Consider the following 25,451-nt stretch of genomic DNA (forward strand, 5'->3'; position numbering starts at 1 on the left):
CAGCACCGCATTCGCCGAGATCTCGAAGCTGGACACGGACATCAGCGCAGTCACCACGGCACGATCGACCTGGGGCGCCACGCAAAACCGCTTTGACTCGGTGATCACCAACCTGCGTGTAGGCGCTGAAAATTCCGCCGCAGCCCGCGGCCGGATCATGGACGCGGACTACGCACAGGAAACTGCCAGCCTGTCACGGGCACAGGTGCTGCAACAAGCCGGTACGGCCATGGTCGCACAGGCGAATCAGGCACCGCAGAGCGTGCTGGCACTGTTGCGATAAGAGTAGGGAATGGCTGTCGATGGGCTTTGGCCGTCGATAGCTCTTCATGGCGGCGACGGGGCTAAAGGTCCTTGTCGCCATTTTGCGTTTGTGTGGTCAGCCGGACTGGACTAGACTAATCAAAGGAGTAACTTATGGCAATATCATCTACGGGCGTTGGCAGTGGTCTTGATGTCCAAAGCATTGTGGCGCAACTGGTTGCCATTGAGAAGCAACCACTCAAGCAACTTCAGACCAAGGCATCCGCCTTTCAAACCCAGCTTAGTTTGTACGGCAAGATCAAGTCGCAAGCGTCTGCGCTGGGAGATGCGGGGGCTTTGCTGGCGGGTGCCAGTGGCTGGAATACCCAAAAATCGAGTTCATCCAATGCCGCCGCGGTGGGTGTCACTGCGGGCACTTCAGCGGTGACCGGCGCATTGTCAGTTGAAGTGCAGCAGCTTGCTCGCGCTCAGTCAACGGCCTCGGTAGGGCTTGCGGCGAGTGCGGCTGTTGGCGCATCGGGTAACTTGAACATTGAACTGGGGAGTTGGTCCGCCGATGCGATTCCCGTATTTTCCGTGGGCACAAGTGTCGCAGTTGCGATCGACCCGGCGGACACGGTCAGCGCCATTGCCAGCAAGATCAACGCGGCAGGCGCCGGTGTCACTGCTACCGTGATGCGCGATGGCGCCAATGAACGGCTGGTTCTTCGGTCCAATAGCACCGGAGTTGAAGCGGGGTTTCGCGTCAACACCCCGGCCGATCCAGGTCTTGCGGTGCTGGGAATAACAAACCCGTCGGACGGTGTGGGTTTTGTTGGTCAGACCGCTCAGGATGCGAAGGTGAAGATCAATGGTGTCGCGGTTGTATCGGGAGCCAACAAGATGGTGGATGTGGTTCCCGGTGTCACGCTGCAACTCAATCAGGTGACGACCGCGCCAGCGGAGATCACGGTTGAGAATGATCTGGATGTGGTTCAAAAGAACATTCAAGGCTTCGTGGATGCCTACAACGCACTCAATCTGACCTTGGCAGACGCCACCAAATACACGCCTGGAACCAAAACAGGGGGCCCATTGCAGGGTGATGCAACGACATTGGGGCTGCAAAATGCCCTCAGATCCATGTTGGGGTCGACCAGTGCCGGCTCAACCTTTTCTTATCTTTCTGATGTGGGGATTGAGCGCCAGACCGATGGTTCATTGAAAATCAATGCGACCAAACTCACAAGCGCCCAACAGGACCTGCCTAACCTGAAAACTCTGTTTGCGGCTAACAACAGCGACCCTTTGACAAATGGTTTCGGACTGAAGGTGCGGGACTTCTCGCGCGGATTGGTCTCTTTTGACGGCTCGGTGAGCAACAAATCAACTGCTTTGCAGGGGGCAATCAGTAGAAACACAAAGGACCAGGAGAGGGTGACTGAGCGTGCCTCCCGGGTCGAGGTGCAGTTGCTCAAGCAGTACTCCGCCCTTGACGCTCAAATGGCTCAATTGAATGGACTGAACTCCTATGTGACAGCGCAGCTTGCCCAATGGAATAAATCTACGGGATAAGGATTTGATTTTCTTGTGAGCCTGCCGATATATAAAACATAGGGCACACAAGGAGTTAGTTGTAATGTTCACCCCAGTCAGTATGCGTTCAGCAAATACTTATAGAACCGTTGGGTTGGAAACCTCTGTTGCAGGGGCAAGTCCGCACCAGTTGGTCGGCTTGTTGTTTGATGCATTGCAGCAGTCTCTAGCTTCTGCAAAGGCGTCCATTCTGAGTGGTGATATCCCCGCTAAAGGACGCGCTGTCAGCCGCGCGGTTCGTATTTTGGAGGAGGGACTTAAGGCAGGTCTTGATGCCGAACGTGGTGGTGATTTGGCAGCCAATTTGCGCAGTTTGTATGATTACTGCATACTGAAAACCACAGAAGCCAACTTGCGAAATGACGCCACAATGATTGATGAGGTGATCCGGCTAATCCGCCCAATATCAGATGGTTGGAACCAGATCAGAAGTGAAGTTGCTGTGCAGGCTCACCAGGCTTGAGGAGTAGAAAAATGCCCCAAATGCTGATTGAATACTACAAAGCCATCGAAGACAGCAGCCTCAAGATGCTCAATGCTGCCAAGTCGGAGGACTGGGATGAGGTCGTTCGCTTCGAGGGTGCCTGCGCCGTGCTGATTGAGCAGTTGCGGGCCAGGGCTCGCAGCGAGGAGTTGCTGCCTGAGCAGCGAACCGAGAAGACGCGCATCATGCAGCGCATTCTGCAGAACGATGCCCAGATACGCTACCTGGCCGAGCCGTGGCTGGCCCACTGCGAGCAGAAATTTGACGCACAGCATCAGTTGCTGCATTGAGACGCTATTAAAACAATAGCTGGTTGCGCAATCGCTGCGTGGGCTAGAGGCCAATTTGGCTTGAAATCGCTTCCAGAAGATCAGCTGTCCAGGCTGTCACACCTGCATGTTCATGATATCGGTGTAGGCCTGCACCATGCGGTTGCGCACATGCAGCGTGGCCTGGAAGCCGATTTGCGCTTTCTGGATCGCCACCATGGTTTCTTCCAGGCTGACCTTCGGGTTTTCCATTTGCACCTCGCGTTGAAGCCGGGTTGCGTCGTTTTGCGCCGCGCTCACTGAGCCCAGTGCACTCTTCAGCGCACCGGAGAACCCGCCTTCAGCCCCGCCGGTGACCTGGCCTGACGAAATGCGCGGTGCGAGCGTGGGTCGCACCGTCGTGGGCATGGTGGTGGGTGTAAGTCGGAGTTCCATATGCAGCCTTCCCTGAGAAATTGAGGGTTGACGGATGCTAAAACGTGGGTCGCAAAACATTAATTTGAAGTAGGGGGTAAAACCCGGGCTTATCGCGCTAATGTTTCCGGGGTGGGGCCGAATAATCGTCGGCATTGGTGGTGCGAAACCGTGCCACGCCATACTGGAAACAACCGATGCCCGCCGCTCCCGCAATTTCCGTCAACCCGTCACTGTCCCAGCGCTTCGCTGGCCTGGATCAGACCCAGAGAATGCGCATGGGCCTGGGCATTGCCCTGTTCGTGGCCATCGGCGTCATCGGGCTCATGATGGGTCGCCAGGCGGAGTGGCGCGTTTTGTACGCCAATCTGGCTGACAAGGATGGCGGCGCCATCGTGGCCCAGCTGACGACGATGAACATTCCCTACAAGCATGCCGACGGCGGAGGTGCCATTCTGGTGCCGGCCGACAAGGTATACGACACCCGTTTGAAGCTGGCGTCACAAGGCTTGCCCAAGGGCTCGGTTGCGGGTTTTGAGATGATGGATGCCAACCGCTTTGGCATGACGCAGTTTCAGGAGCGGCTGGCGTTTCAGCGTGGGTTGGAGGGCGAACTGACCCGCTCCATTCAGGCCTTGTCGTCGGTGCAGAGCGCCCGGGTGCATCTGGCCTTGCCCAACCAGAACGGGTTTTTCCGGGAGCAGCAAAAACCAACGGCCTCCGTGGTGGTCGGCCTGAATGCGGGTCGCACACTTGATCGGGCCCAGTTGGCGGGCATCATCCATCTGGTGTCGTCCAGTGTTCCCGAAATGAACCCTGCTGCCGTCAGTGTGCTGGATGACACCGGCAAGCTCCTGTCGACGCCGCCCGAGGGCGCCAATGGCGCGGGAGGTGGCGGAGACGCGCAGCAACTGCAATACGTGCAACAGCTGGAACAACTCTACAGCCGGCGCATTCTGGACATTCTGGAGCCGGTCGTGGGCCGGCAAAACGTCAAGGCACAGGTCACAGCGGAGCTTGATTTTTCCCAGACCGAGTTGACTTCCGAGTCACACAAGCCGAATCAGGCGCCCGATTCAACCGTGATTCGCAGCCAGCAGGTTTCTGAAAGCACCAATGGCGCGGCCAATGGACCGCCTTCCGGCGTGCCGGGCGCAACGACCAACCAGCCGCCCGGGCCCACCGCTGCGCCCATCAATGGCCCGGCCCAGGCGTTGACGGCAGCGGGTGGGGCAGGGGCAGCAGCGGGCGCCAGTGGGCCCACCAAGCGTGAATCCATCATCAACTACGAGGTGGACAAGACGGTGCGGGTGGTCCGTGGCGGTACCGGCGTGGTCAAGCGCATCAGCGCTGCCGTCGTGGTCAACCATCAGTCCGTTACGGACAGCAAAGGTAAAACCACCACGACGCCCCTGACCGATCAGCAAATTGAGAAAATGACGGCGTTGGTGCGTGAGACAATTGGATTCAACAAGGACCGGGGCGACTCTGTGAACCTCATGAATGCACCATTTGCCATGGAGAAGGTAGTTCTCGCCGACGTGCCGCTCTGGAAGCAGCCTGAGCTGCAGGATCTGGCGCGCAGTTTTGCCTGGCCCGTGGGCACACTGCTGTTCGGCGCATTGGTTCTGCTCGGTATCATTCGGCCGGCTTTGAAGGCTTTGGCGCAATCGCAGCCCAAAATGTCGGTGACCGCGCATCAGCTCGACGCGATTGAGTCCGAGGAGCCGCAGCGGCCTCAGTTGGGGGGACCTACCAAAAATAATGACCCGGCGTTGCCTTCGCCGGGGGAGGTGGCCCTTGATGACGCCAGAAGGCTGACACGAGACAATCCCGCCGCGGTCGCGAATATTGTCAAAGGCTGGATAAATGGTGAGGCGCCAGCCTGATCGCCATCAATCGGGATAACAAGATGGCTCAAAACGACGGTCTGCAAGACGCTGCAATTCTGATGATGTCCCTCGGAGAGGAGGAGGCGTCGGAGGTATTCAAACATCTATCGCCCAAGGAAGTCCAGAAACTGGGTGAGGCGATCGCCAAGACCAAAGCCATCACGCGCGAGCGTGTCGACGAAGTGGTTGACAGGTTTACCGGTATTGCAGCTGCCCACAGCCTGCTGGTGTCGGATTCGGGTGACTATGTCCGTTCAGTGCTCAAGCGGGCACTGGGTGACGACAAAGCGGCCCTGTTGATCGATCGTATTCTGCAGGGGGGCGATGTCTCCGGCATCGAGAGCCTGAAATGGATGGACCCCTCGTCAGTCGCTGAGCTCCTGCGCAATGAGCACCCGCAAATTGTCGCGGCCATTCTGGTCCATCTGGACTTCGACCAGGCCGCGGATGTCCTGAAGTTTTTTACCGAGCGCCAGCGCAATGAAGTGATGCTGCGGGTGGCGACGATGGAGGGCATTCAACCCTCGGCCCTGAAAGACTTGAACGAGGTTCTGTTCAAGGTCCTGGCTGGCGGCGACAAGGTGCGCAAGTCCTCGCTGGGCGGGGTCAAAACGGCAGCGGAAATGATCAATCTGATGGGCACCGCCATCGAGGGGACGGTGATTGAATCCATACGAAATCACGACCCTGACCTGGCCCAGAAGATCATGGACAAGATGTTCGTCTTCGATGATGTCATGAAGCTCGACGACAAGGCCATCCAGATGGTGCTCAAGGAAGTGGCATCCGATGCGCTGATCGTGGCGCTCAAGGGCGCTCAGCCCGAACTCAAGGAGAAATTCCTGGCCAACATGTCCTCGCGTGCCGCCGAGACGCTTCGCGAAGACCTGGAGTCGCGCGGACCCATGCGGCTGTCAGAGGTGGAGGCGCAGCAGAAGGAAATCCTGAAGGTCGTGCGCCGTCTGGCAGATGAAGGGACCATCGTGATTGGCGGCGGCGGCGACGACGCGATGGTTTAAGCATGCGCAATTACACCCGTTTTATCCCCGGCGAAGAGATTGGCGCCGTTGAGCAATGGAGTTTTGGCGCGGTCGACACGGCGGCCCAGTTGATGGCCGCGCAAGTCAAGGCGCGCGAGGAAGCCTCGGATCAAGTGACGAACGATGCAGTCAGGCAGGAGGGCTATGCTGAAGGGTTTGTTCAGGGGCATGCCCAGGCCACCTTGGAGGCGCAACGACAAATCACTGACTTCATAGCCAATCAGGGCCAGGAGACAGCACGGAGCTTCGCGCAACTCTTCGTGTCTGTTCAGGCGCAGCAGTCCGACGCTGAGCAAGTGGTAGCGCGAGGCGTGCTGGAGTTAGCGTGCGAATTGGCGCGCCAGGTTGTGCGTCGTGAATTGTCGGTCAATCCGCATGCTTTGCAGCCGGTTATCCGTGAGGCGCTGGGTCTGCTCATGGCGGAAAGCAAGACTGCGTTGATCAGGATGAATCCTGTGGATATCGAAGTGCTGGAGGATGTGCTTCGCTCCGAATTTTCAGGCTTGTCGTTGACGCTGCTCGCTGATGCGACGGTGGCCCGGGGTGGTTGCCTCATTGAATCCGCGGGAACCGTGGTGGACGGAACCATTGAAAAGCGGTGGATGCGGGCGGTTGCCAATCTGGGCCTGAATCCACCTTGGGAAGAATCAGTTGTCGAACAGTGATGCCTCGGCCAAGTGGCAGCTTTTTATGGATGACGCATTCAAACGCGTCAACACCGGCTCCAGCCTGGAGGTGCGTGGCACGCTGACGCGGCTCACTGGCCTTGTCCTGGAAGCTACCGGTATTCGCGCGCCGGTAGGCTCGCAATGCCTGGTGTCGATGAAATCGCAGCCGCCGGTGCTGGCCGAGGTGGTCGGATTCTCAAACGACCGCGCTTTTTTGATGCCGGCTGGGGATGTTCATGGTTTGTCCAGCGGCGCCAGTGTCAGGCCTGCGGCGGCCTATGTGGCTGTGCCCCGTTTGGGAGAACGCAGGCAAACGGACCGTACTGCGGGTTATGGGATGTTGCGCCTGCCCCTCGGGGACGGGCTGCTGGGCCGCGTGGTGGATGCGCAAGGTGCGCCGATGGACCGTATGGGTCCGATTGGCGACGTGACATCCCTGCCGCTGGACAGAAAACAGATCAACGCCATGGACCGGGCCCCGGTGCGCGAGACGCTGGATACCGGGGTACGCGCCATCAACGCGCTGTTGACCATCGGCAGAGGTCAGCGGATTGGCTTGTTTGCCGGTTCCGGCGTGGGCAAGAGCGTTTTGCTGGGCATGATGGCCCGCTACACAAAAGCAGACGTGATTGTGGTGGGCTTGATCGGTGAGCGGGGGCGTGAGGTCAAGGAGTTCATTGAGGACATCCTGGGCGAAGAGGGGCGTGCCAGGGCGGTGGTTGTCGCCGCTCCGGCGGACGCGCCGCCGTTGCTTCGCATGCAGGGCGCTTCTTATGCCACGGCAATCGCCGAGAGTTTCAGGGACAAGGGCAAGCATGTCTTGCTGCTGATGGATTCGCTCACGCGGTATGCCATGGCGCAGCGGGAAATTGCCCTGGCCATTGGCGAGCCGCCGGCGACCAAGGGCTATCCGCCCTCCTGTTTTGCCAAAATGCCGGCACTGGTGGAGCGAAGCGGCAATGGACTGCACGGCATTGGCTCCATTACAGCTTTTTATACGGTGTTGTCGGAGGGTGATGACCAGCAGGACCCGATCGCCGATGCGGCGAGGGCCATTCTGGATGGGCACATTGTGCTGTCGCGTTCGCTGGCTGAGGCGGGTCATTTTCCTGCCATTGATATCGAACAGTCGGCGTCGCGGGTCATGCACAACGTCGTCTCGCGAGAGCATTTCGAGATGGCGCGGCGTTTCCGGGCGATCAACTCCCGCTATGAAAAGGGCCGCGATCTGGTGCAGATCGGGGCCTACGTCACTGGCTCTGACCCGGCGATGGACGAGTCAATAAGACTGCATGAAGCGATGGCCGAGTTCCTCCAGCAGGACATGTTTGACTCCGCGTCGCTGGAGAACAGCATCCACGAGATGCTGGTGGCGATGGATCGCGAAGAGGCCCTTTCATGAGCGCCGTAAGAAGTGTTCTGCTTGCCATCGACATGGCGACCCGCAGACGCGATATGGCGGGCCAGGGTTTGACCCATGTCCAGAATGCCCAATTGTTTGCGCAAAACCAGATGGTTCAGCTGGAAACATACGCCGCCGAAACCGAGTCCAGATGGGCAGCCGCGGCGCAGACCAGCACCACGCCCGAGCTGATGCGCCATCACTACCAGTTCATGGACCGGTTGCACCATGCGATCGGCCTGCAAAGCGGGGTTCTTGACAACGCAAGTCGGAAGGTGGATGTCGCAAAGCGACAGGTCCTGGAGGCGGAGTTCCGGCTGACCAGTCTGAAGCAGGTCTTGAAGAAGAAACAGCTCGACATTGCCATCGCCCAGGGGCGACGTGAGCAAAAGCAGATGGATGAGTTTGCCGCCTTGCGCAGCAGTCAATCAACGGGTGGATATTTCAGTGGAGAGCGATCATGAGTATGGAACGAAGCGGCGCTGCCACCAGCGCCAAAGCGGTAGCGGGTACGGAGAGTCACGTCGGAAAAGGCAAGGTCAAAGCGGGTGACGATACTGACGCGGCTGCGGCTGGCGGTTTCTTCGCGATTTTGACCTCCCTTGAGCCATCGGTTGAGCAGGGCGCTGAAGACGCCACTCTTGTGGCGACTGACGGTCTGCCGCAAGCAGCCGCTGCGCCGGCTTCAGGCCCCGCCATCGCGTTAGTCGCGTCAACGCCGGATTTGCCGACCGATCTGGCCATGTTGCTGACACAAGCTGGCGAACATGGCGGCGACAAATTGACTGCGCCGGTAGATGCCGGTTCTTCCATGGCGAAGGTTGGCCTTCGATTGCGTGCCTCCGCAATGGGTGCAGAAAAGCCGGAAATAGCGGTGGCCGCCTCTGCCTCACCTGGAAGCGACAAGTCGGGCGAGGTCAAGCAGGGCGCCGAGGTTTTGCTTGAACAAATGGCGCAGGGTCTGCCTGCCCAGCACCAAAAGGCGCTAGGCGCCCAATTGCAGGCGGATACCGCCGCCAGACTGGCCGAGTCGCGCACGCTCAAGCAGGCGTCCCTTGCGGACGGCCTGGGCCGCGAACCGGCGCTTTCGGGTGCCTTGCTGACCGCCGGCATCGGCGACAGCGTTCTTCGCCAGGCCGACCGGACGATGCCCAAGTCCTCCCTTTTGTCGACCGGAAATGGCGTTGAAGGCATTTGGGGACAACAGGCGTTCCAGGCAGGAGGTCGTGTGGATGCACCTTCGGTGATGGCTGATCCATCGACGCTGTCGCTTGAGTCGATGGTGGCCGACACGGTGAGTTACTGGGTCGCTCTGGGTGTTCAGAATGCAGAGTTGAAGCTCGATGGCTTCGGCGATCACCCGGTTGAGGTGAGTATTTCCCTGAAGGGGGAGGCGGCACACATCGATTTCCGGACCGACCAGCCCGAGATCCGCAAATTACTGGAGGGCGCTACCGCCCACTTGAAGGACCTTCTTACAAGTGAAGGGCTGGTCTTGTCGGGCGTTTCCGTAGGAGCATCAGGTCAGGATGGCACGGGCGCACAGGATCAGCGCAATCGTCCAGGCGCACGCCAGGCGACTATCACAAGCACGGAAGCGCTGCCCGCTGCGAAAGCTATGCCGCGAGCCAGTCAATCGGTTGGCAGAGCCGTGGATCTTTTTGTGTGAGGCCGCACAGCACGGATTGACCTGAAAGCCATGCTTTTCCACGGCTAATTCAGCCATTGATGCAACCAATGTGCTAAATAATGAAGTTCAACACAATGTGTCTAAGGAAATATAGTGGCTACCAAACCCGACGCAGCAAAGTCTGACGCTGACGATCCCGCCAAAAAGCCACCCAAAAGCAAGAAGCTGGTTCTTATCGGAGGCATTGTCTTCCTGGTATTGGCATTGGCTGGTGGAGGGGCCTGGTTCTTCCTGAGCAAGCAAGCGGCCGCCGATGACGATGCCGAGGAGACCGTTCAGGTCGCCCCCAAAGGCCCGCCGACATTTCTCCCGCTTGACAACATGGTGGTCAACCTGGCCGATCCAGGGGGTGAAAAGGTGGCGCAGGTTGGTATAACGCTGGAACTGGCGGATGCGAAGGCGACTGAGAAGGTCAAAATGTATCTGCCTTCCATCCGCAGCGGAATTCTCTTGCTGATTTCCCAGCGCACGGCGGAGGAGCTTTTGCTGATTGAGGGAAAAGAAAAGCTTGCCGTAGATATTTTGCGCGAGGCATCGCGCCCATTTGGCCCTGCTGATGCGGGCAATGTGACCAAGCCCAAGAAAGATGCTGCCAAGGCCAAAAAGAAGGCCGCTGACAAGCATGCGGCTGACGAGAATCCGGTGCGCGCAGTTCATTTTTCCAACTTCATCGTTCAGTAGCGTTGATACCGGATCAGGTTTATGAGTGAATCCTTTCTCTCCCAAGAAGAAGTCGACGCCCTGCTTGAGGGGGTGACGGGCGAAAGTCAAAAGCTTGTTGAGGAAGTGCATGAGCATGGTGAAGTTCGTTCCTACAACATCTCCAGCCAGGAGCGGATTGTTCGCGGGCGCATGCCGACGATGGAAATCGTCAATGAGCGCTTTGCGCGCAACCTGAGGGTTGGGTTGTTCAACTTCATCCGAAGAAGCCCTGAGATTTCGGTGGGACCCGTGACGGTTCAACGATACAGTGCGTTTTTGCGTGAGTTGGCGGTCCCCACCAATTTCAATATTGTGGCAATTCGGCCCTTGCGCGGAAGTGGGTTGATAGTCTGCGAGCCGGCCCTGGTCTTTGGCGTCATTGACACCTTGTACGGTGGCATCGGAAAGTTTCAGTCCCGTATTGAAGGGCGCGATTTTTCAGCGACTGAGCAGCGCGTCATCAATCGTCTGGTTGATGTGATCACGGACGAATACAAGAAAGCATGGAAGGGCATCTACCCGCTTGAACTGGAATATCAGCGCTCTGAAATGCAGCCGCAGTTTGCCAATATAGCGACACCGAGTGAGATTGTCATTTCGAGCACTTTTCAGCTTGAAATCGGGGAGATTACGGGGGCAATTCATTTTTGTATGCCTTACGCGACGCTGGAGCCGATTCGTGATGTACTGTATTCCTCCACCCAGGGCGACTCCATTGAGGTGGATCGGCGTTGGGTGAACGTCCTGACGCAGGAAATTCAGGCTGCGGAAATAACCCTCGTGGCCGAACTGGCCCGAGCGGACGCGACTATTGAGCAACTGCTGGCGATGAAGCCTGGCGATTTCATTGAACTGGACCGTCAACCAAGAATTCAGGTCACGGTGGACGGGGTGCCGGTGTTTGAATGCCAGTATGGGACGCATAACGCAAAGTATGCGATTCGGATTGAAAAGAGCTTGAGGGGTAATGACCTCAACTGGAAAGGATAGAGATATGGCAATTGATGACAAACCACCAGAAGATGACGGCATGGCCGATTGGGCCGAGGCGCTTCTGGAGCAGAAAAGCACGGATGGAGCGGGGGCAGAGCCGGGCGGCGTTCTGTCCGGGGAAGCTCCGCGTCCTTTTTCCTCTTCGCCGTTCTCCGGGGACACCCCGATCAACGATATCAATATGGTGCTTGACATTCCAGTTCAGCTTTCGGTTGAGCTGGGTCGAACCAAGGTCCCGATCAAACATATTCTCCAGCTGGGACAAGGCTCCGTTGTTGAGCTGGATGCCCTGGCGGGTGAGCCGATGGATGTCCTGGTGAACGGCTATTTGATTGCGCAGGGCGAGGTGGTTGTAGTGAACGACAAGTTTGGCATTCGTTTGACCGATGTCGTCACGCCGTCTGAACGGCTGCGTCGCGTCAGCAAGGGATGATGGTGCCGATGACACAAACGCTGGTTTCCGTCGGGTTATTTGTCGTTCTGCTGGCGCTGGTGCCTGTGGCGCTCAAATGGGTGCAGCGGCGTTCTGTTGGCGGGAGCACGGGGATCGCTTCAGCCTCCCGGGTTGTTTCCGCCGTTGCGGTGGGTCCGCATCAGCGGGTCGTGACGGTTGAAGTCGGGCCGGAGGGATCTCGCACCTGGCTGACGCTGGGCGTCACAGCACAAGCCATCACTTGTTTGCACAGTGCTGCGATTGACTCGAAAACTGACGCAGGTTCCTCGCAGATCGTTGATGCGGCGGCTTCATCGTGATACAGAAGATTGTCGTGAACGGTCAACATGCACGCCCGGAACGGAGTCGGCGACTGCTGCACGTGGTTGCTGCGGGCTTGTCGGTGTTGATGGCGCAATCAGCGGCGTTGGCCCAAACCGGTGGGCAGTTGCCTTTGCTCGTGGGCAAGGGCGAATCGGGCATGAGTTTTTCGGTGCCCATCCAGACCTTGCTGTTCTTCACGGCACTCTCTTTTCTGCCAGCGGTGTTGCTCATGATGACCGGGTTCACACGCATCGTGATCGTGTTGTCATTGCTTCGTCAGGCCTTGGGAACGCAGTCTGCACCCCCCAATCAGGTGGTAGTCGGGTTGTCGCTTTTCCTGACATTTTTCGTCATGGGACCGACACTCGACAAGGTCTACAACGACGCCTATCTTCCCTACACAAAGAATGCGATTTCGTTTGAACAGGCGCTGGCCAACGGCGAAGATCCCTTGCGCCAGTTCATGAGCAAGCAAACAAGACAGTCGGACCTTGCCCTTTTTGCCAGGCTTGCCAAACTGGAACCGGGGGCCAATGCCCAGAATGTGCCCATGCGTGTCCTTGTGCCGGCGTTTGTGACCAGTGAGCTCAAATCGGCGTTCCAGATTGGGTTCATGATCTTCATTCCCTTTCTAGTGATCGATATCGTGGTGGCGAGTGTGCTGATGTCCCTGGGCATGATGATGCTGTCCCCGGTGCTGGTGGCCCTGCCGTTCAAGTTGATGCTGTTTGTCCTGGCCGATGGCTGGAATCTGCTGATCGGCTCGCTGGCTGCCAGTTTTGTTACCTGAGGGTTGCCAATGAATGCGCAGATGGTTTTGACGATGGGCCAAGAGGCTTTGCTGATGCTGTTGATGGTGTCTGCGCCGGTGCTGGGTGTGGTGCTGGTTGTGGGTCTGGTGGTTAGCCTGTTTCAGGCGGTAACCCAGATCAATGAAGCGACGCTGGCGTTCGTTCCCAAGCTGATTGCGGCCATGGCTGTATTTGCGATAGCAGGGCCCTGGATGCTGAATATGCTGGTTGAGTACATTCGCCGGACTATCGAAGCGATTCCGGCTGCCGTGGTTTGAGGCGGGGCAAAATGCCGTGATCTCTTTCACCGAAGCCCAACTGGTGGCTTGGCTTTCGCCGATTCTGTGGCCTTTCCTGCGGGTGCTGGCAGTGTTCACCGCAGCACCGATATTTTCCTCAAGGGCTTTTCCTCTGCGCGCCAGGATTGCGCTGGCGTTTTTCATTGCCTTCGCGGCGCAAGCCAGCTTGCAGGGTCAACCGGTCATCAGTATCGCCGGGCCCGATGCGGTGGGCGCTGTCATCCAGCAAGTCGGCATTGGACTGGCCATTGGGTTTACCGTACGACTCGTATTTGCGGCAGTCGAACTGGCTGGCGAAGTTGTGGGGTTCCAGATGGGGCTCAACTTTGCCGCGTTCTTCGACCCGTCACTCAACACACAATCCAGCGCCGTGGCGAGGTTTTTTGGTCACATGGCCTCGTTCTTGTTCATCGTCATGAATGGGCATCTGATGGTGCTGATGGCAGTGATCAAGAGTTTTGAGACGTTTCCCGTTGATCAGAATTTTCTGGAAGCATTGAAGAAGATGAAGCTGTATGACCTTGGCGCGGACTTGTTTGCAAGCGGGCTGTGGATTGCTCTGCCGATGGTTGGCATGCTGATGTTTGTCAATCTCGCGCTCGGAATCATTTCGCGTGTGGCGCCTCAAATGAATATCTATGCCATCGGTTTCCCCATCACGCTGACAGTGGGGCTAATCGGCATTACCGCCACCTTGCCGATGCTGGATCAACCCCTCATGGCGCTGATGGAGCGGGCGATCGACATCTTTTCCCCCAGATGATGCAGGTCCTAGACCAATTCATTGCGAATAGCGTAAACGGTCAGTTCTGCATTGTTCGAGAGTTTCAATTTTTCTAGAACCCGGGCCCGGTACACGCTGACTGTTTTGGGGCTCAGCATGAGTTCTTCCGCGATGTCAGACAAGCGTTTTCCAGAGGCTATTTTGAGCAAAGTCTGGAGTTCCCGCTCAGACAGGGTTGCGTGCAAAGTCTGGTTTTCCGGTGTGCTGAGACTGTCGACCAGCATATGGGCGACGTCGGGAGTCACGTACTTGCGGCCTTGCGCCACGGTTCGCACGGCGGTTACCAGGTCGGCGGGGTCGCCTGCCTTGTTGAGGTAGCCTTGCGCGCCAGCACGAAGACACCGAATGGCGTACTGGTCTTCTGGAAACATGGACACGATCAACACCTTGATAGGCGAGCTGGATTCCCGCAGACTGGACAACACCTCCAGGCCCCCGCGCCCGGGCAGATTGAGGTCGAGTACCAGGACATCACATGCCGATGTTCGCATGGCTTCGCGAACCTCGGCGTAGCTACCCGCCTCTGCCGTGACTTGAATGTCAACCGCCTCGGAAAGCATATCCCGGATGCCGCGGCGTACCATGGCGTGATCGTCACAAAGAATAACGCGAATCATCTCAATCGGCTCCCTGTTTTGTATCTGGGTGAGGCACCAACAAGGGCACTGAGAGAATGATCGAAGTTCCCATGTTGCGTTGGGTGCTCACGTCCAGCCAGCCTCCAACGGTTTTTGCCCGCTCATGGAGCCCTCGGATGCCAAACGAGGTTGGCTTCTTGAGCTCTGTTTGCAGCAATCCCTGGCCATTGTCCTTGACTTCGAGGGTCAACACACTTCCGGCGTTTGAAAGATCGATGGTGACGTGGTTGGCATTTGCGTGCTTGGATATATTGGTCAACGCTTCCTGCGTCGTCCGGTAGGCGACCAGTTGAACCGCCTTGGACAGGGAGTCCTCTTCATGAAAGGCATGGACCGTTGTCTCTATCCCCGTACGTTTGGTGAAATCGCCTGCCAGCCATTGAACTGCGGCAACCAAACCCTGATCCAGAATGGCTGGACGCAGATTCATCATGATGCGCTGGCTCGCATCGAGTGCATGTTGCAGCATCTCGTTTGCCGCAGTGACGTGCCCCTGGGTTGCAGCATCGGCGGTATGTCGACCGATCCAGGAGAGGTCAAATTTTGCAGCCGCCAGTGCGCCGCCAATGTCGTCGTGAATTTCGCGTGCAATTGCAGCGCGCTCCTGTTCAATGGTCGTTTGCAGATGCTCTGCAAAATCAGCCAGTCTTTTTTCTGACAGGGCCAGTTCGATGTCGGCCAGCTCCTTTGCCTGCCGGATGCTGTGAACCTCTATCGCACGGCGGATAACCTGCGCGAGCCGACTCAGGTCGTCTTTGGCAAGGTAGTCGCTGATGCCTGTCTTGATGGCGGAAACCGCCGCAGGCTCGCCGATGGCACCGGATAGCAATATAAAAGGGGGGTGACGGGCCTGTTGTTGCAGGACGTGCCATGCATCCAGAGCGGTGAAGCCAGGCAGCCGATAGTCCGCCAGGATCACATCAAAATTGAACGCTTGCACCCGCTGCCCAAACTCTTCCAGAGTCTCTACCCGCTCCAGCGTGCAGGGCTCCCCGGCCTTGTGCAGCGCGCGCCGCACGAGCTCATGGTCAAGGTCGGAATCCTCCAGATGCAGAATCCGCAATGGTTGGTTTGGGGGGTCTTCTTGCAGCATGATGGGCGTTATCATTGTCCACGATACACGCAGATCGATTGGATTGGCGCCAGGCGGGGGTCATGGCGGCAATTAATTATCTCAATTGCGCTTCAGTTTTCCAAAAATTTGTCGAATCCTGATAACCTACCTTTGCGCATAGTTCTAATACCGTAAACCAAAATCGTGGGTTGCGCGACGCTCGGTGATGAGATTGGATACACGAATGCAACCGAACCAGACAACATCTTCAGTTCCCGCTGTGCAGCTACCCGTCATGCTGGTGGCGGAAGTGCAGGATTCGCTTCTTGTTGTGGTACATGATTTGAACCGCCTTGATGGGCTGCTGGCTCATACAATGACAAACTTGATGGAGCGGTTTACCAGCGCCAGTGCAAATCTTGCCGATCCGGCGCTGGTCGCCTCCAAAGAATTGGACGCAGTCCGGAGCGCTTTGCGAGCGGCTGTCACTGAGTTGCAGTTTCAGGACATGGCATCGCAACTGATCGTCCATACGTCCAAAATACTCCAGGGCTGTGCCTACCGGTTGGCTTCTGAGTCGATGGGGCTCGAAGATGGCGAGGCCGTACCATTTGTTGAGGATGTGCCAGAGCGCCCCAATCCGGTGACGCAAGACGAGATGTACGCCGGGTCCGTAGAACTTTTTTGACAGTTTTCCATTAACCAACAACTGAAATAGTCGGAGCTTCACATGCCTTTAATACTCGCTGTTGACGATTCGCCGTCCATGCGCAAGATGGTGTCATTTACCTTGACCGGAGCCGGTTACCAGGTCGTAGAAGCAGTCGATGGTGTGGATGCCTATGAAAAGGCTCAGGCTCAGTCATTCGATCTGGTTCTGACAGACCAGAATATGCCTAGGCTGGATGGGTTGGGGTTAACCCGCAAGCTGAGGGATCACCCACAATTCAAAACCGTCCCGATACTGATGCTGACTACCGAGTCCAGTGATCTCATGAAGCAGGCCGGGCGCGCTGCCGGGGCTACCGGTTGGCTGGTCAAGCCGTTTGACCCAGCGAGGCTGCTTGAGGTCATCAAGAAAGTGATCAAGTAGCTCATTGAGGGAGCGTTGGTTGGACACACGTAATATTGGAGATTGACATGGCGGAAGCGCACCAGGAAGGCAGTGGGTCGGGCAGTGATTTTGATCTCAGCCAGTTCTATCAGATATTTTTCGAAGAGGCAGGCGAGAATCTCGATTTGATGGAGCAGATGCTGCTCAGTCTGAACCTGGAGACGGCAGACGATGAAGAGCTGAATGGCATTTTTCGTTGCGCACATTCGGTGAAGGGCGGCGCTGCAACATTCGGTTTTTCGGATGTTGCAGAGTTGACCCACCAAATGGAATCGCTGCTCGATCGCCTGCGTCGTCATGAATTGCAGCCGAATGCGGCCATGGTCGATGTACTCCTTGAGTCGGCGGATGCCTCGCGCGGGTTGTTGGCCCGTCATCAGGCCGGTGGCGAGGGTGATTCGCCCCCTACGGCTGACCTGGTTCGACGTATCAGCGTTTTGGCCTCAGGAGAGGTCGCTCGGTCTGACGTGAGTGCCCCCGCCCAGCCGCTTCCGGTGCCTGCGGCGATGCCCGCTATCGCGGCGGTGCAGTCGGCGGTCATGGCGCAGGCTGCCGAAAAGCCATTGAAAACAACGCGCTCTCTTGAAATCCGGATCGGGCCACTGGATCGACCAGACCAGACTGACGCGGTCAAGGAGTTGTTTCGCGATATTCCCGGCTTGGGCGATATCAAGACCCTGGACTGCGATCAGGCCGATAGCCGTATTTTTGCGGTTGAGACTTCGTCATCGGATGAGGATTTGCTGGATTTGTTTGCTTTTCATGTGTCACGAGAACAAGTGTCAATCAAGGAAGTTGATGATCTGGAGGGCATGCCCGAGTCTGGCTACGGGATTTCTGGTGGTGCGGCCAGTACGCCCCAGGCCGTCTCCTATGACGATGACCCTCCACCGGGAGCTCCGCTGGCCCCGCTGCCAGGTTTTGGATTTTTTGACGGTGCGCCAGGTGCCCCCAGTCATTCGGCCGGCGTTGCCGCTGCAGCGACCGCTGAATCCTCGGGTTCAACAGCTCCGGTGAGAGTTGCGGCAAAAGCGGCCGCCCCAGCCCCGCAGCCAGAGGCTGCGACGATTCGGGTTGCCATTAGCAAGGTTGATCAATTGATCAACCTGGTGGGGGAGTTGGTTATTACGCAAGCGATGCTAGCGCAAAACAGTCGGGCGCTCGATCCAGCGCTCTATCAGCAGCTTCTGACGGGTCTGACGGATCTTGACCGGAACACCCGGGATTTGCAGGAATCGGTGATGTCGATCCGGATGATTCCGATGTCGATCGTATTCAGCCGCTTCCCGCGCATGTTGCGTGATCTTGCAAGCAAACTCGGCAAGAAGGTCGATTTTGTGACGCAGGGCGAGGCCACTGAACTTGATAAAGGTCTGGTTGAGAAAATTACCGATCCTTTGACGCATTTGGTGCGGAACAGTTGCGACCATGGCGTTGAGATGCCTGCAGATCGCGTCCGTGCGGGCAAACCAGAAACGGGAACAATCACCTTGTCGGCCGCTCATCAGGGCGGCTCCATCGTCATTGAGGTTCGTGACGATGGTCGCGGCATGTCTCGGGAGAAGATTTTGGCGAAAGCCCGCGAGCGGGGGATTGAAGTGTCAGACCAGATGTCGGACCCTGAAGTCTGGCAGCTGATTTTTGCACCCGGCTTCTCCACCGCTGACGTGGTGACTGATGTGTCAGGGCGAGGCGTCGGAATGGATGTGGTGAAGCGCAACATTGCCGCCTTGAATGGCACTGTGGAGATTGATTCCGCAGAGGGGTATGGAATGAAGGTGTCCGTTCGCCTGCCGCTGACCTTGGCCATCATGGACGGAATGTCTGTTGGCGTGGGCGACGAAGTCTACATATTGCCGCTTTCGTCTGTCGTGGAATCATTCCAGGTGAAGGCTGATGCAGTCAGCACCGTCGGGCAGGGAGCACAGTTGGTCAAGGTGCGCGACGAATATATGCCGGTGATCGAGCTTGAAAAGGTATTCCAGGTGCCACGGTTCGATTTGGAGAAATCCAGTGACATCATGGTTGTGATTGAGGCGGATGGCAGTCGGGTCGCCTTGCTGGTAGACGAATTGCTGGGCCAACAGCAGGTCGTGGTCAAGAACCTGGAGTCGAATTACCGGAAGGTGCCCAATATATCGGGAGCGACGATTCTGGGAGATGGCAAGGTCGCGCTCATCCTTGATACAGGCGCTCTGGTTCGCCGCTCGCGCCACTAAACCCCGGGACTAGAAGGAGAACAAGATGGGTGCAATGGAAAAAATTGGTGAGATGGCATCGGCCGGTGCGCGGGAGTACCTGACCTTTCGTCTCGACCAGGAAGAGTATGGCATCGACATTCTGAAGGTCCAGGAAATCCGTGGCTACGAACCGCCAACCCGCATTGCCAATGCCCCCAATTTCATCAAAGGGGTGGTCAATTTGCGGGGGACGATTGTTCCTATCGTGGACATGCGACTGAAGTTCAACTGCTCAAAAGCAGAATATGACTCCTTCACGGTGGTCATCATTCTCAATCTGGGCAATCGGATTGTGGGTATTGTGGTGGACTCGGTCAGCGACGTGATGGAGCTTCCGGCCGAGAGCCTGAAGGCCGCCCCGGACGTTGACAGTGTGATCGACAGCGACGCCGTCTTGGGGCTCGGGTCCTTGGGGGAGCGCATGTTGATTTTGCTCGACATCGAAAAACTCATGTCCGGCACCGACATGGGATTGGCGCCGGATTGATGACGTCCAACTACGGCCAGGTCGGCATATCCAGGTGGCAAGCGGCATGGCTTTAGTCAATAAAACGTCTCATCCTCGGGCATCGGTTCATGCGCAGACGGGGGGGTCTTCGGACACGGGAGGTGTGGGCGTGCACGGACGCGAATTCGTTTGGACGGACGCTGATTTTGACCGGGTTCAAACCTTGATATATCAGCGTGCCGGGATCAGCCTGCACGATGGGAAGCATGCCATGGTGTACAGCCGCTTGTCACGGCGTCTGCGTGACACGGGACATCAAAGTTTCAAAGACTATCTGGGCTGGCTGGAAACGCATGACGGCCCAGAATGGCAGGAATTCATCAACGCCTTGACGACGAATCTAACGTCCTTTTTTCGCGAACAGCACCATTTCGAGATTTTTGCGAGTCACTTGAAATCCAGAGCGGCGGGCACGGCCTGGCGGGTCTGGTGCAATGCCGCATCGACGGGTGAAGAACCCTATTCAATCGTCATGACGGCGATGGAGGCACTTGGCGCCAAGGGCAATTTGGCTTTGACGGCCAGTGACATTGACTCCAAGGTGTTGGCGTCGGCCGCGCAAGGCGTATACCGGCTTGAAGGGCTCAAGGGCGTCAATGAGGAGCGCATGCAGCGTTTCTTTTTGCGCGGCAAAGGAGCCAATGAGGGAATGGCCCGCGTCAAGCCCGAACTGCAGCGCATGATTCACTTCATCAGCGTGAACTTGATTCGGGATGACTGGCCATTTCGGGAACCCTTTGATGTTGTCTTTTGCCGAAATGTCATGATTTACTTTGATGGGCCAACGCAGCGCAAGGTGCTTGAGCGCATTCATCGTGTGATGGTGCCCGGAGGCCTCCTGTTTGTGGGGCATGCGGAGAATTTCAGCGAGTCGAAGGATTTGTTTGTCCTGCGAGGCAAGACTGTTTATGAGCGTCTTTAGGTTTGCAGGGCGAAGGTCCCGCGCAATTTTCTGTTACCGCTCCTATTGATTGCAAGGCACCCATGAATTTTCCTCAATCCGGCGCGGGCGTGTCGTCGATTCGTCCGGCAGCAGTCGCAGTTGCTCCCAAAGTACTGACGGGAGGCAGAATTTCGCGGGTTGAGCACCTCAAGGCGCAACCACGCAGCCCCGGGGAAGCCTCCTTTTTCTACAACGATCACCATTTCCAGTACGACGCGGTCAAAGTGCTGCCTGGCGAGTATTTTGTGTCCAATGAAGACTTGGTCATCATGACGGTTTTGGGCTCCTGCATTTCGGCTTGTCTCTGGGATGGCAAGGCTCGCGCCGGAGGGATGAACCACTTCATGCTCCCTGATGGCGACAGCATCGACGGTTTTGGCCGATACGGATCCTATGCCATGGAGTTGCTGATCAATGAGATGTTGAAAAAAGGCGCCCGCCGTGAATCCATGCAGGCCAAGGTGTTCGGTGGCGCCCAGGTCATGGCTGGCTTCACCACCATGAATGTGGGAGAACGAAACACGAAGTTCGTTCTCGACTACCTTGCCACGGAACGTATTCCAGTGGTCTCGCAGGACGTGCTGGATATTCACCCCCGCAAGGTATGCTTTTTTCCCGTGACTGGCAAAGCGCTGGTCAAGCGCTTGGCCCATTCGCACCCCGAAACACTGGCCGTCGAAGAGCGCAAAGGCAACGCGGCGACCGTGGCCAAGGCTACTTCTGGTGGTTCGGTCGACCTGTTTTGAGGATGTTGAATTGAAGAAGATCAGGGTTCTGGTGGTTGATGACTCTGCGTTGGTGCGAAGCTTGTTGGCGGAGATCATCAATCGACAAAAAGACATGGAGTGCGTTGGAACTGCCAATGACCCATTGATTGCCCGGGAGATGATTCGCGAACTGAATCCCGACGTCATCACGCTGGATATCGAGATGCCCCGCATGGATGGCATTGACTTTCTGGGGCGGCTCATGCGCTTGCGTCCCATGCCGGTAGTCATGATTTCGACATTGACAGAGCGCGGGGCAGAAGTCACGATGAAGGCGCTGGAGTTGGGCGCTGTTGATTTCGTCGCCAAGCCCAGGATTGGTGTCGCAGATGGTTTGAGCGAGTTATCGACCCAGATTGTGGAAAAGGTTCGCATTGCCGCGGCGGCGCATATAAAGCGCGCGGCGGCCGTACCGCCTTTTGCAGCCACGGCCGCGGGTGCACCGGCTGTTCGCGCACCGGTTGCGTCCATCGGACGGGTGTCGACCGAGAAGCTCATTTGTATTGGCGCCTCCACAGGAGGTACCGAGGCCATCAAGGAAATATTGACACGGCTGCCAGCGGACTCACCCGGCATCGTCATCACCCAGCACATGCCGCCTGGTTTCACGACGAGTTTCGCTGCGCGCCTGAACAGTCTGTGCCAGATCACTGTCCAAGAGGCTGTGAACGGTGAGCGGATTTTGCCGGGGCATGCATATATTGCACCCGGGGGCAAGCAGTTTCGGGTTGATCGCAGCGGTGCCAACTATGTGGCGGTGGTCGAAGATGGCGAGTTGGTCAATCGGCACAAGCCGTCGGTGGAGGTGCTGTTCAAGTCTGTCGCCGCCGTCGTCGGGCGCAATGCGGTTGGCGTCATGCTGACCGGCATGGGCAACGATGGCGCAAAGGCGATGCGCGAAATGAAAGACGCGGGTAGCTACAACTTTGTGCAGGACGAGGCTTCTTGCATCGTCTTCGGCATGCCACGCGAGGCCATATTGCATGGCGCCGCTGACGAAGTGCTGCCCCTCACAGCGATAGCGCCTGCGCTGATTGCCCGACTTAGCAGCGCAACGGACCGCTACCGCGTGTGATCAATTGTCGGAAAGCTCTTCCCATCGCGCCATGGCAGTCAGCATTTCTTCTTCAATGACCGCATCACGCGCGTAGAGCTCCGTGGCGCGAGCGGGGTCTTTGGCGTAGAGGTTGGTGTCCGCCAATTCGGCTCGCAGCACGGTCTGCTCCCGTTCCAGTTCGCTTATTTTTGCCTGCAGCGTATCGAGCTCGCGCTGTGCTTTGTTGCTGAGCTTTTGGGGCATCAACGATTTCTTGAGGTCTGCAGATTTTGTATGTTTTTGGCCTCTAGCCCCCGTCTGTTGTGCGCCAGCAGCTACTGAATTTGTAGCAAGCTGAATCTCCTTGCTACGTCTGGATTGAATCAGCCAATCCTGCACGCCGCCCTCATATTCGCGCCACAAGCCATCGCCTTCATACGCGATCGTGCTCGTCACCACGTTGTCCAGAAAAGTCCGGTCGTGGCTCACCAAAAACACAGTGCCTTCGTAGCTTTGCAGCAATTCCTCCAGCAATTCCAGGGTTTCGATGTCCAGGTCGTTAGTGGGTTCGTCCAGCACCAGCACATTTGCTGGCCGGGCAAACAGGCGAGCCAGCAGCAGACGATTGCGCTCGCCGCCTGACAGGGATCGAACCGGGGAATTGGCGCGCGCGGGGGAAAACAGGAAGTCGCCCAGGTAGCTTTTGACGTGCTTGCGCTGGTTGCCGATCTCAATCCACTCGCTGCCCGGACTGATGAAGTCCACCAGCGTGGCGTCCAGGTCAAGCGCGTTGCGCATTTGGTCGAAGTAGGCCACCTGCAGGTTCGCGCCTTGCCGCACTTTGCCGCTGTCCGGGACCAGTTCGCCCAGAATGAGCTTGAGCAGCGTCGTCTTGCCCGCCCCATTTGGCCCGATCAAGCCAATTTTGTCGCCGCGCAGCACGGTCGCGCTGAAGTCCTTGATGATGACTTTGTCGCCGAAGGACAGGCTGGCTTCCGTCAATTCAGCCACCAGCTTGCCTCCCAATGCAGCAGATGCCACTTCCATTCGGACACTGCCAACGGCTTCCCGGTGTGCCCGGCGGCTGGCGCGCAAGTTTTCCAGTCGCACAATGCGGCTCTGGCTGCGGGTGCGCCGGGCTTCGACGCCTTTTCGGATCCAGATTTCTTCCTGAGCCAGCAGCTTGTCGGCCTTGGCGCTGATCACGGCCTCTTGCGCCAGTTGGTCTTCTTTCAGGACCAAATACTGAGCAAAATTGCCATCGTAGGACCTCAACTTGCCGCGGTCGAGTTCGACAATGCGCGTTGCCACCCGGTCCAGAAAGGATCGGTCATGGGTGATGGTGACGATGCTGCCCTTGAACGCAATCAGCAGGTCCTCCAGCCATTCAATGGAGTCCAAGTCCAGATGGTTGGTGGGTTCATCGAGCAGCAGCACATCGGGTTGTGCGACCAAAGCCTGCGCCAGTGCCACCCGTTTCTTGGTGCCGCCGGACAGCGTGCTGATCACGGCGTTCTCGTCAAGGTGCAAGCGGTGCAGGGTTTCCGTCACGCGCTGCTCCCAGTTCCAGCCGTCTTGCGCCTCAATCGCGCTTTGCAGGGCGTCCAGGTCGCCCAAGCCTTCACAATACTGATTAATCAGCGCTATAACCCCTGAGATACCTGCGCTGGCTGCTGCAAAAACGGTAGCATCCGGGTCGAGCAGTGGTTCTTGGGCTACGTACGCCAGGCGCAGGTTTTGCTGCAACTGCAGGGTGCCGTCGTCGGCCTTCTCCAGGCCGGCCAATATTTTGAGAAATGATGATTTGCCAGTGCCGTTGCGGCCGATCAGGCCCACGCGCTCACCGGTTTCGAGCGCAAAGTCGGTGTGGTCGAGTAAAGCCACGTGCCCAAAGGCGAGTTGGGCGTTCAGAAGTGTAATAAGTGCCATAGTGGGGGACATTATCCTGTCCAGTGGCCACTTTCACCGGCAAGGCTCGCCGGGATGGGCCCGATATCAATGAGAAGACCGCCTTTGTGGGCTCCCGTCGAAGGCGGCAACCCAACGCAGAAGAGGCGTGATGTAGCCATAGCGCCCCGCCGCATCAAGTCCGGGTCGACCGCAATGCGATGGGCAGCGGTCATGGATTCTGCGCAACACCTCGAATGTGGCCGATTGAATTTGGTCTTGGTGTAGTGGAAGGCCCCGCGTCTCTCTGGAAACGCTCGGTTTTCTGCGTTGCTTGATCCGTCGCGTGCAATCGTTGCCGGGGTGGCGGGTATTCCGTGATGAAAGGAATAGCCAATCCATCCTGTCGTCTGCATGGCAGGGCTCGTCAATGCGGGGGCGTGGCGCAGCGGCGTACTTCCTTGTGTTACGCGGTGGCAGCAGGAGCTGATCCCTTGGCCAGTGCGATCCACAGGATCGTGCGACCGGAGGCCGGAGTGGCCCCGCGCGGAGCCGAACGGTCGCCAATTGGTGTGGCGTCAGTTCTGCTCTTTGTGTGGATTGACTGGCAGGCAATCACCGAATGGCGCTCGCCTTGGCTAGAAAGAACGCGCGCATTTCAGTGATGAGTGAAGGAAGTGAAGGCAAGCCGGAAAAACAGTGCTATAGTCGAGGGCTTCGCTAATGACATGTAATTTAATTCATGTTGGGCGAAGCGGTAAAGGCAGGTGCAGACTTGCTCCCCGGTTTTGGTTGTTGGATAATTTTAAGTAAGACACTTAGTTAAAATTATCAAAACAAATTGACGAAGTCGTAAAAACTGTGTCATAATTCAAGGCTTCGCTGATCACGGTGAAGCAAGAAAAAAGCAAGACGAAAGTTGCGCTGAATGAGAGATCTTTAAAAACATACAGCCGATAAGTGTGGGCGTTTGAAGGCGATTGCCAAGTTCTTCGGAACTATGTCTTAACTGACATACAAACGCTCATAAAGTAAAAAAGATGTGAAATTCAGAAATGAAGTTCACGTTGATTCCAGTTTATGAGTTGCTCGAAAGAGCGAAAAAATTCAAGATCGAACTATAGAGTTTGATCCTGGCTCAGATTGAACGCTGGCGGCATGCCTTACACATGCAAGTCGAACGGCAGCACGGGAGCAATCCTGGTGGCGAGTGGCGAACGGGTGAGTAATATATCGGAAC

Annotated in this window: 28 protein-coding genes and 1 rRNA gene; 25 read left to right on the top strand and 4 right to left on the bottom strand. The window is 57.2% G+C overall.

Features of this window, described 5'->3' with window-relative positions:
- The 4 genes from Q7T10_RS18275 to Q7T10_RS18290 all read left to right on the top strand — a co-directional run.
- Window positions 1–283 (top strand): flagellin (locus tag Q7T10_RS18275; RefSeq protein WP_304750975.1); only part of this gene is annotated, 283 nt, incomplete at its 5' end.
- 134 nt (window positions 284–417) lie between these two features.
- Window positions 418–1,818 (top strand): flagellar filament capping protein FliD, encoded by a 1,401-nt coding sequence (fliD, locus tag Q7T10_RS18280; RefSeq protein WP_304750976.1) that lies wholly within the window; start codon window positions 418–420, stop codon window positions 1,816–1,818.
- Between the two features lie 64 nt (window positions 1,819–1,882).
- Complete coding sequence (gene fliS, locus Q7T10_RS18285; protein WP_304750978.1) at window positions 1,883–2,302, top strand: flagellar export chaperone FliS; 420 nt, start codon at window positions 1,883–1,885, stop codon at window positions 2,300–2,302.
- A gap of 11 nt (window positions 2,303–2,313) precedes the next feature.
- Window positions 2,314–2,613, top strand: coding sequence for a flagellar protein FliT (locus Q7T10_RS18290; protein ID WP_304750980.1), 300 nt, complete (start codon window positions 2,314–2,316; stop codon window positions 2,611–2,613).
- A gap of 96 nt (window positions 2,614–2,709) precedes the next feature.
- On the opposite strand, the gene fliE is transcribed toward Q7T10_RS18290, so the two are convergent.
- Window positions 2,710–3,027, bottom strand: coding sequence for a flagellar hook-basal body complex protein FliE (gene fliE, locus Q7T10_RS18295; RefSeq protein WP_304750982.1), 318 nt, complete (start codon window positions 3,025–3,027; stop codon window positions 2,710–2,712).
- A 176-nt stretch (window positions 3,028–3,203) separates the two neighbouring features.
- Between fliE and fliF the strand changes: the two genes are divergently transcribed.
- From fliF to fliR, 13 genes are all read left to right on the top strand, one after another.
- On the top strand, window positions 3,204–4,895 hold the full coding sequence (gene fliF / locus Q7T10_RS18300) for a flagellar basal-body MS-ring/collar protein FliF (RefSeq protein WP_304750983.1): 1,692 nt from the start codon (window positions 3,204–3,206) through the stop codon (window positions 4,893–4,895).
- 23 nt (window positions 4,896–4,918) lie between these two features.
- The gene (fliG, locus tag Q7T10_RS18305; RefSeq protein ID WP_304750985.1) at window positions 4,919–5,917 is read left to right on the top strand and encodes a flagellar motor switch protein FliG; all 999 of its coding nucleotides are present in this window, start codon (window positions 4,919–4,921) and stop codon (window positions 5,915–5,917) included.
- Window positions 5,918–5,919: 2 nt separating this feature from the next.
- Complete coding sequence (locus tag Q7T10_RS18310; RefSeq protein WP_304750987.1) at window positions 5,920–6,603, top strand: flagellar assembly protein FliH; 684 nt, start codon at window positions 5,920–5,922, stop codon at window positions 6,601–6,603.
- 25 nt (window positions 6,604–6,628) lie between these two features.
- Window positions 6,629–8,008, top strand: a complete 1,380-nt coding sequence (gene fliI / locus Q7T10_RS18315) for a flagellar protein export ATPase FliI (RefSeq protein ID WP_304750988.1) — start codon at window positions 6,629–6,631, stop codon at window positions 8,006–8,008.
- Window positions 8,005–8,472: a flagellar export protein FliJ gene (gene fliJ, locus Q7T10_RS18320; RefSeq protein ID WP_304750990.1), complete on the top strand. Its 468-nt coding sequence runs from the start codon at window positions 8,005–8,007 to the stop codon at window positions 8,470–8,472. The genes fliI and fliJ overlap by 4 nt, the downstream gene beginning before the upstream one ends.
- Entirely contained in the window at window positions 8,469–9,677 is a 1,209-nt protein-coding gene (locus tag Q7T10_RS18325) for a flagellar hook-length control protein FliK (protein WP_304750992.1), read from the top strand. Before fliJ ends, Q7T10_RS18325 begins: the two co-directional genes overlap by 4 nt.
- 114 nt (window positions 9,678–9,791) lie before the next feature.
- Window positions 9,792–10,379: a flagellar basal body-associated protein FliL gene (gene fliL, locus Q7T10_RS18330; protein WP_370653795.1), complete on the top strand. Its 588-nt coding sequence runs from the start codon at window positions 9,792–9,794 to the stop codon at window positions 10,377–10,379.
- Window positions 10,380–10,400: 21 nt separating this feature from the next.
- Window positions 10,401–11,390 carry a flagellar motor switch protein FliM gene (fliM, locus tag Q7T10_RS18335; RefSeq protein ID WP_304750996.1) on the top strand — a complete coding sequence of 330 codons (990 nt, stop codon included), beginning with the start codon at window positions 10,401–10,403 and terminating at the stop codon, window positions 11,388–11,390.
- 4 nt (window positions 11,391–11,394) lie between these two features.
- Window positions 11,395–11,826 carry a flagellar motor switch protein FliN gene (gene fliN, locus Q7T10_RS18340; protein WP_304750997.1) on the top strand — a complete coding sequence of 144 codons (432 nt, stop codon included), beginning with the start codon at window positions 11,395–11,397 and terminating at the stop codon, window positions 11,824–11,826.
- Entirely contained in the window at window positions 11,826–12,146 is a 321-nt protein-coding gene (locus Q7T10_RS18345) for a flagellar biosynthetic protein FliO (protein ID WP_304750999.1), read from the top strand. Before fliN ends, Q7T10_RS18345 begins: the two co-directional genes overlap by 1 nt.
- An 89-nt stretch (window positions 12,147–12,235) precedes the next feature.
- Window positions 12,236–12,940, top strand: coding sequence for a flagellar type III secretion system pore protein FliP (fliP, locus tag Q7T10_RS18350; protein ID WP_304751024.1), 705 nt, complete (start codon window positions 12,236–12,238; stop codon window positions 12,938–12,940).
- Between the two features lie 9 nt (window positions 12,941–12,949).
- Complete coding sequence (gene fliQ, locus Q7T10_RS18355) at window positions 12,950–13,219, top strand: flagellar biosynthesis protein FliQ (protein WP_304751001.1); 270 nt, start codon at window positions 12,950–12,952, stop codon at window positions 13,217–13,219.
- A gap of 16 nt (window positions 13,220–13,235) precedes the next feature.
- Window positions 13,236–14,003 carry a flagellar biosynthetic protein FliR gene (gene fliR, locus Q7T10_RS18360; RefSeq protein WP_304751002.1) on the top strand — a complete coding sequence of 256 codons (768 nt, stop codon included), beginning with the start codon at window positions 13,236–13,238 and terminating at the stop codon, window positions 14,001–14,003.
- 8 nt (window positions 14,004–14,011) lie between these two features.
- Here fliR and Q7T10_RS18365 read toward each other — a convergent pair whose 3' ends face one another.
- Together Q7T10_RS18365 and Q7T10_RS18370 are read right to left on the bottom strand one after the other, a co-directional pair.
- Window positions 14,012–14,641, bottom strand: coding sequence for a response regulator transcription factor (locus Q7T10_RS18365; RefSeq protein ID WP_304751003.1), 630 nt, complete (start codon window positions 14,639–14,641; stop codon window positions 14,012–14,014).
- 1 nt (window position 14,642) lies between these two features.
- Window positions 14,643–15,755 (bottom strand): response regulator, encoded by a 1,113-nt coding sequence (locus Q7T10_RS18370; protein WP_304751005.1) that lies wholly within the window; start codon window positions 15,753–15,755, stop codon window positions 14,643–14,645.
- Between the two features lie 205 nt (window positions 15,756–15,960).
- Here Q7T10_RS18370 and Q7T10_RS18375 point away from each other — a divergent pair, with 205 nt between their 5' ends.
- From Q7T10_RS18375 to Q7T10_RS18405, 7 genes are all read left to right on the top strand, one after another.
- Complete coding sequence (locus Q7T10_RS18375) at window positions 15,961–16,404, top strand: hypothetical protein (protein ID WP_304751007.1); 444 nt, start codon at window positions 15,961–15,963, stop codon at window positions 16,402–16,404.
- Window positions 16,405–16,446: 42 nt separating this feature from the next.
- Window positions 16,447–16,809: a response regulator gene (locus Q7T10_RS18380; protein ID WP_304751009.1), complete on the top strand. Its 363-nt coding sequence runs from the start codon at window positions 16,447–16,449 to the stop codon at window positions 16,807–16,809.
- A 47-nt stretch (window positions 16,810–16,856) separates the two neighbouring features.
- Window positions 16,857–19,049 (top strand): chemotaxis protein CheW, encoded by a 2,193-nt coding sequence (locus Q7T10_RS18385; protein WP_304751011.1) that lies wholly within the window; start codon window positions 16,857–16,859, stop codon window positions 19,047–19,049.
- A 25-nt stretch (window positions 19,050–19,074) separates the two neighbouring features.
- Window positions 19,075–19,557 (top strand): chemotaxis protein CheW, encoded by a 483-nt coding sequence (locus Q7T10_RS18390; RefSeq protein WP_304751014.1) that lies wholly within the window; start codon window positions 19,075–19,077, stop codon window positions 19,555–19,557.
- 130 nt (window positions 19,558–19,687) lie between these two features.
- Window positions 19,688–20,500 carry a CheR family methyltransferase gene (locus tag Q7T10_RS18395; protein WP_370653796.1) on the top strand — a complete coding sequence of 271 codons (813 nt, stop codon included), beginning with the start codon at window positions 19,688–19,690 and terminating at the stop codon, window positions 20,498–20,500.
- Window positions 20,501–20,562: 62 nt separating this feature from the next.
- Complete coding sequence (cheD, locus tag Q7T10_RS18400; RefSeq protein WP_304751018.1) at window positions 20,563–21,267, top strand: chemoreceptor glutamine deamidase CheD; 705 nt, start codon at window positions 20,563–20,565, stop codon at window positions 21,265–21,267.
- A gap of 10 nt (window positions 21,268–21,277) precedes the next feature.
- Window positions 21,278–22,363, top strand: coding sequence for a chemotaxis response regulator protein-glutamate methylesterase (locus tag Q7T10_RS18405; protein WP_304751021.1), 1,086 nt, complete (start codon window positions 21,278–21,280; stop codon window positions 22,361–22,363).
- Here Q7T10_RS18405 and Q7T10_RS18410 read toward each other — a convergent pair whose 3' ends face one another.
- Window positions 22,364–24,253, bottom strand: coding sequence for an ATP-binding cassette domain-containing protein (locus Q7T10_RS18410; RefSeq protein ID WP_304751023.1), 1,890 nt, complete (start codon window positions 24,251–24,253; stop codon window positions 22,364–22,366).
- Window positions 24,254–25,326: 1,073 nt separating this feature from the next.
- Here Q7T10_RS18410 and Q7T10_RS18415 point away from each other — a divergent pair.
- Window positions 25,327–25,451: ribosomal RNA gene (locus Q7T10_RS18415) — 16S ribosomal RNA — on the top strand; the annotation flags it as partial.

Origin of the sequence: Rhodoferax sp. (assembly GCF_030646845.1) — a bacterium.
Lineage (GTDB): Bacteria > Pseudomonadota > Gammaproteobacteria > Burkholderiales > Burkholderiaceae_C > Rhodoferax.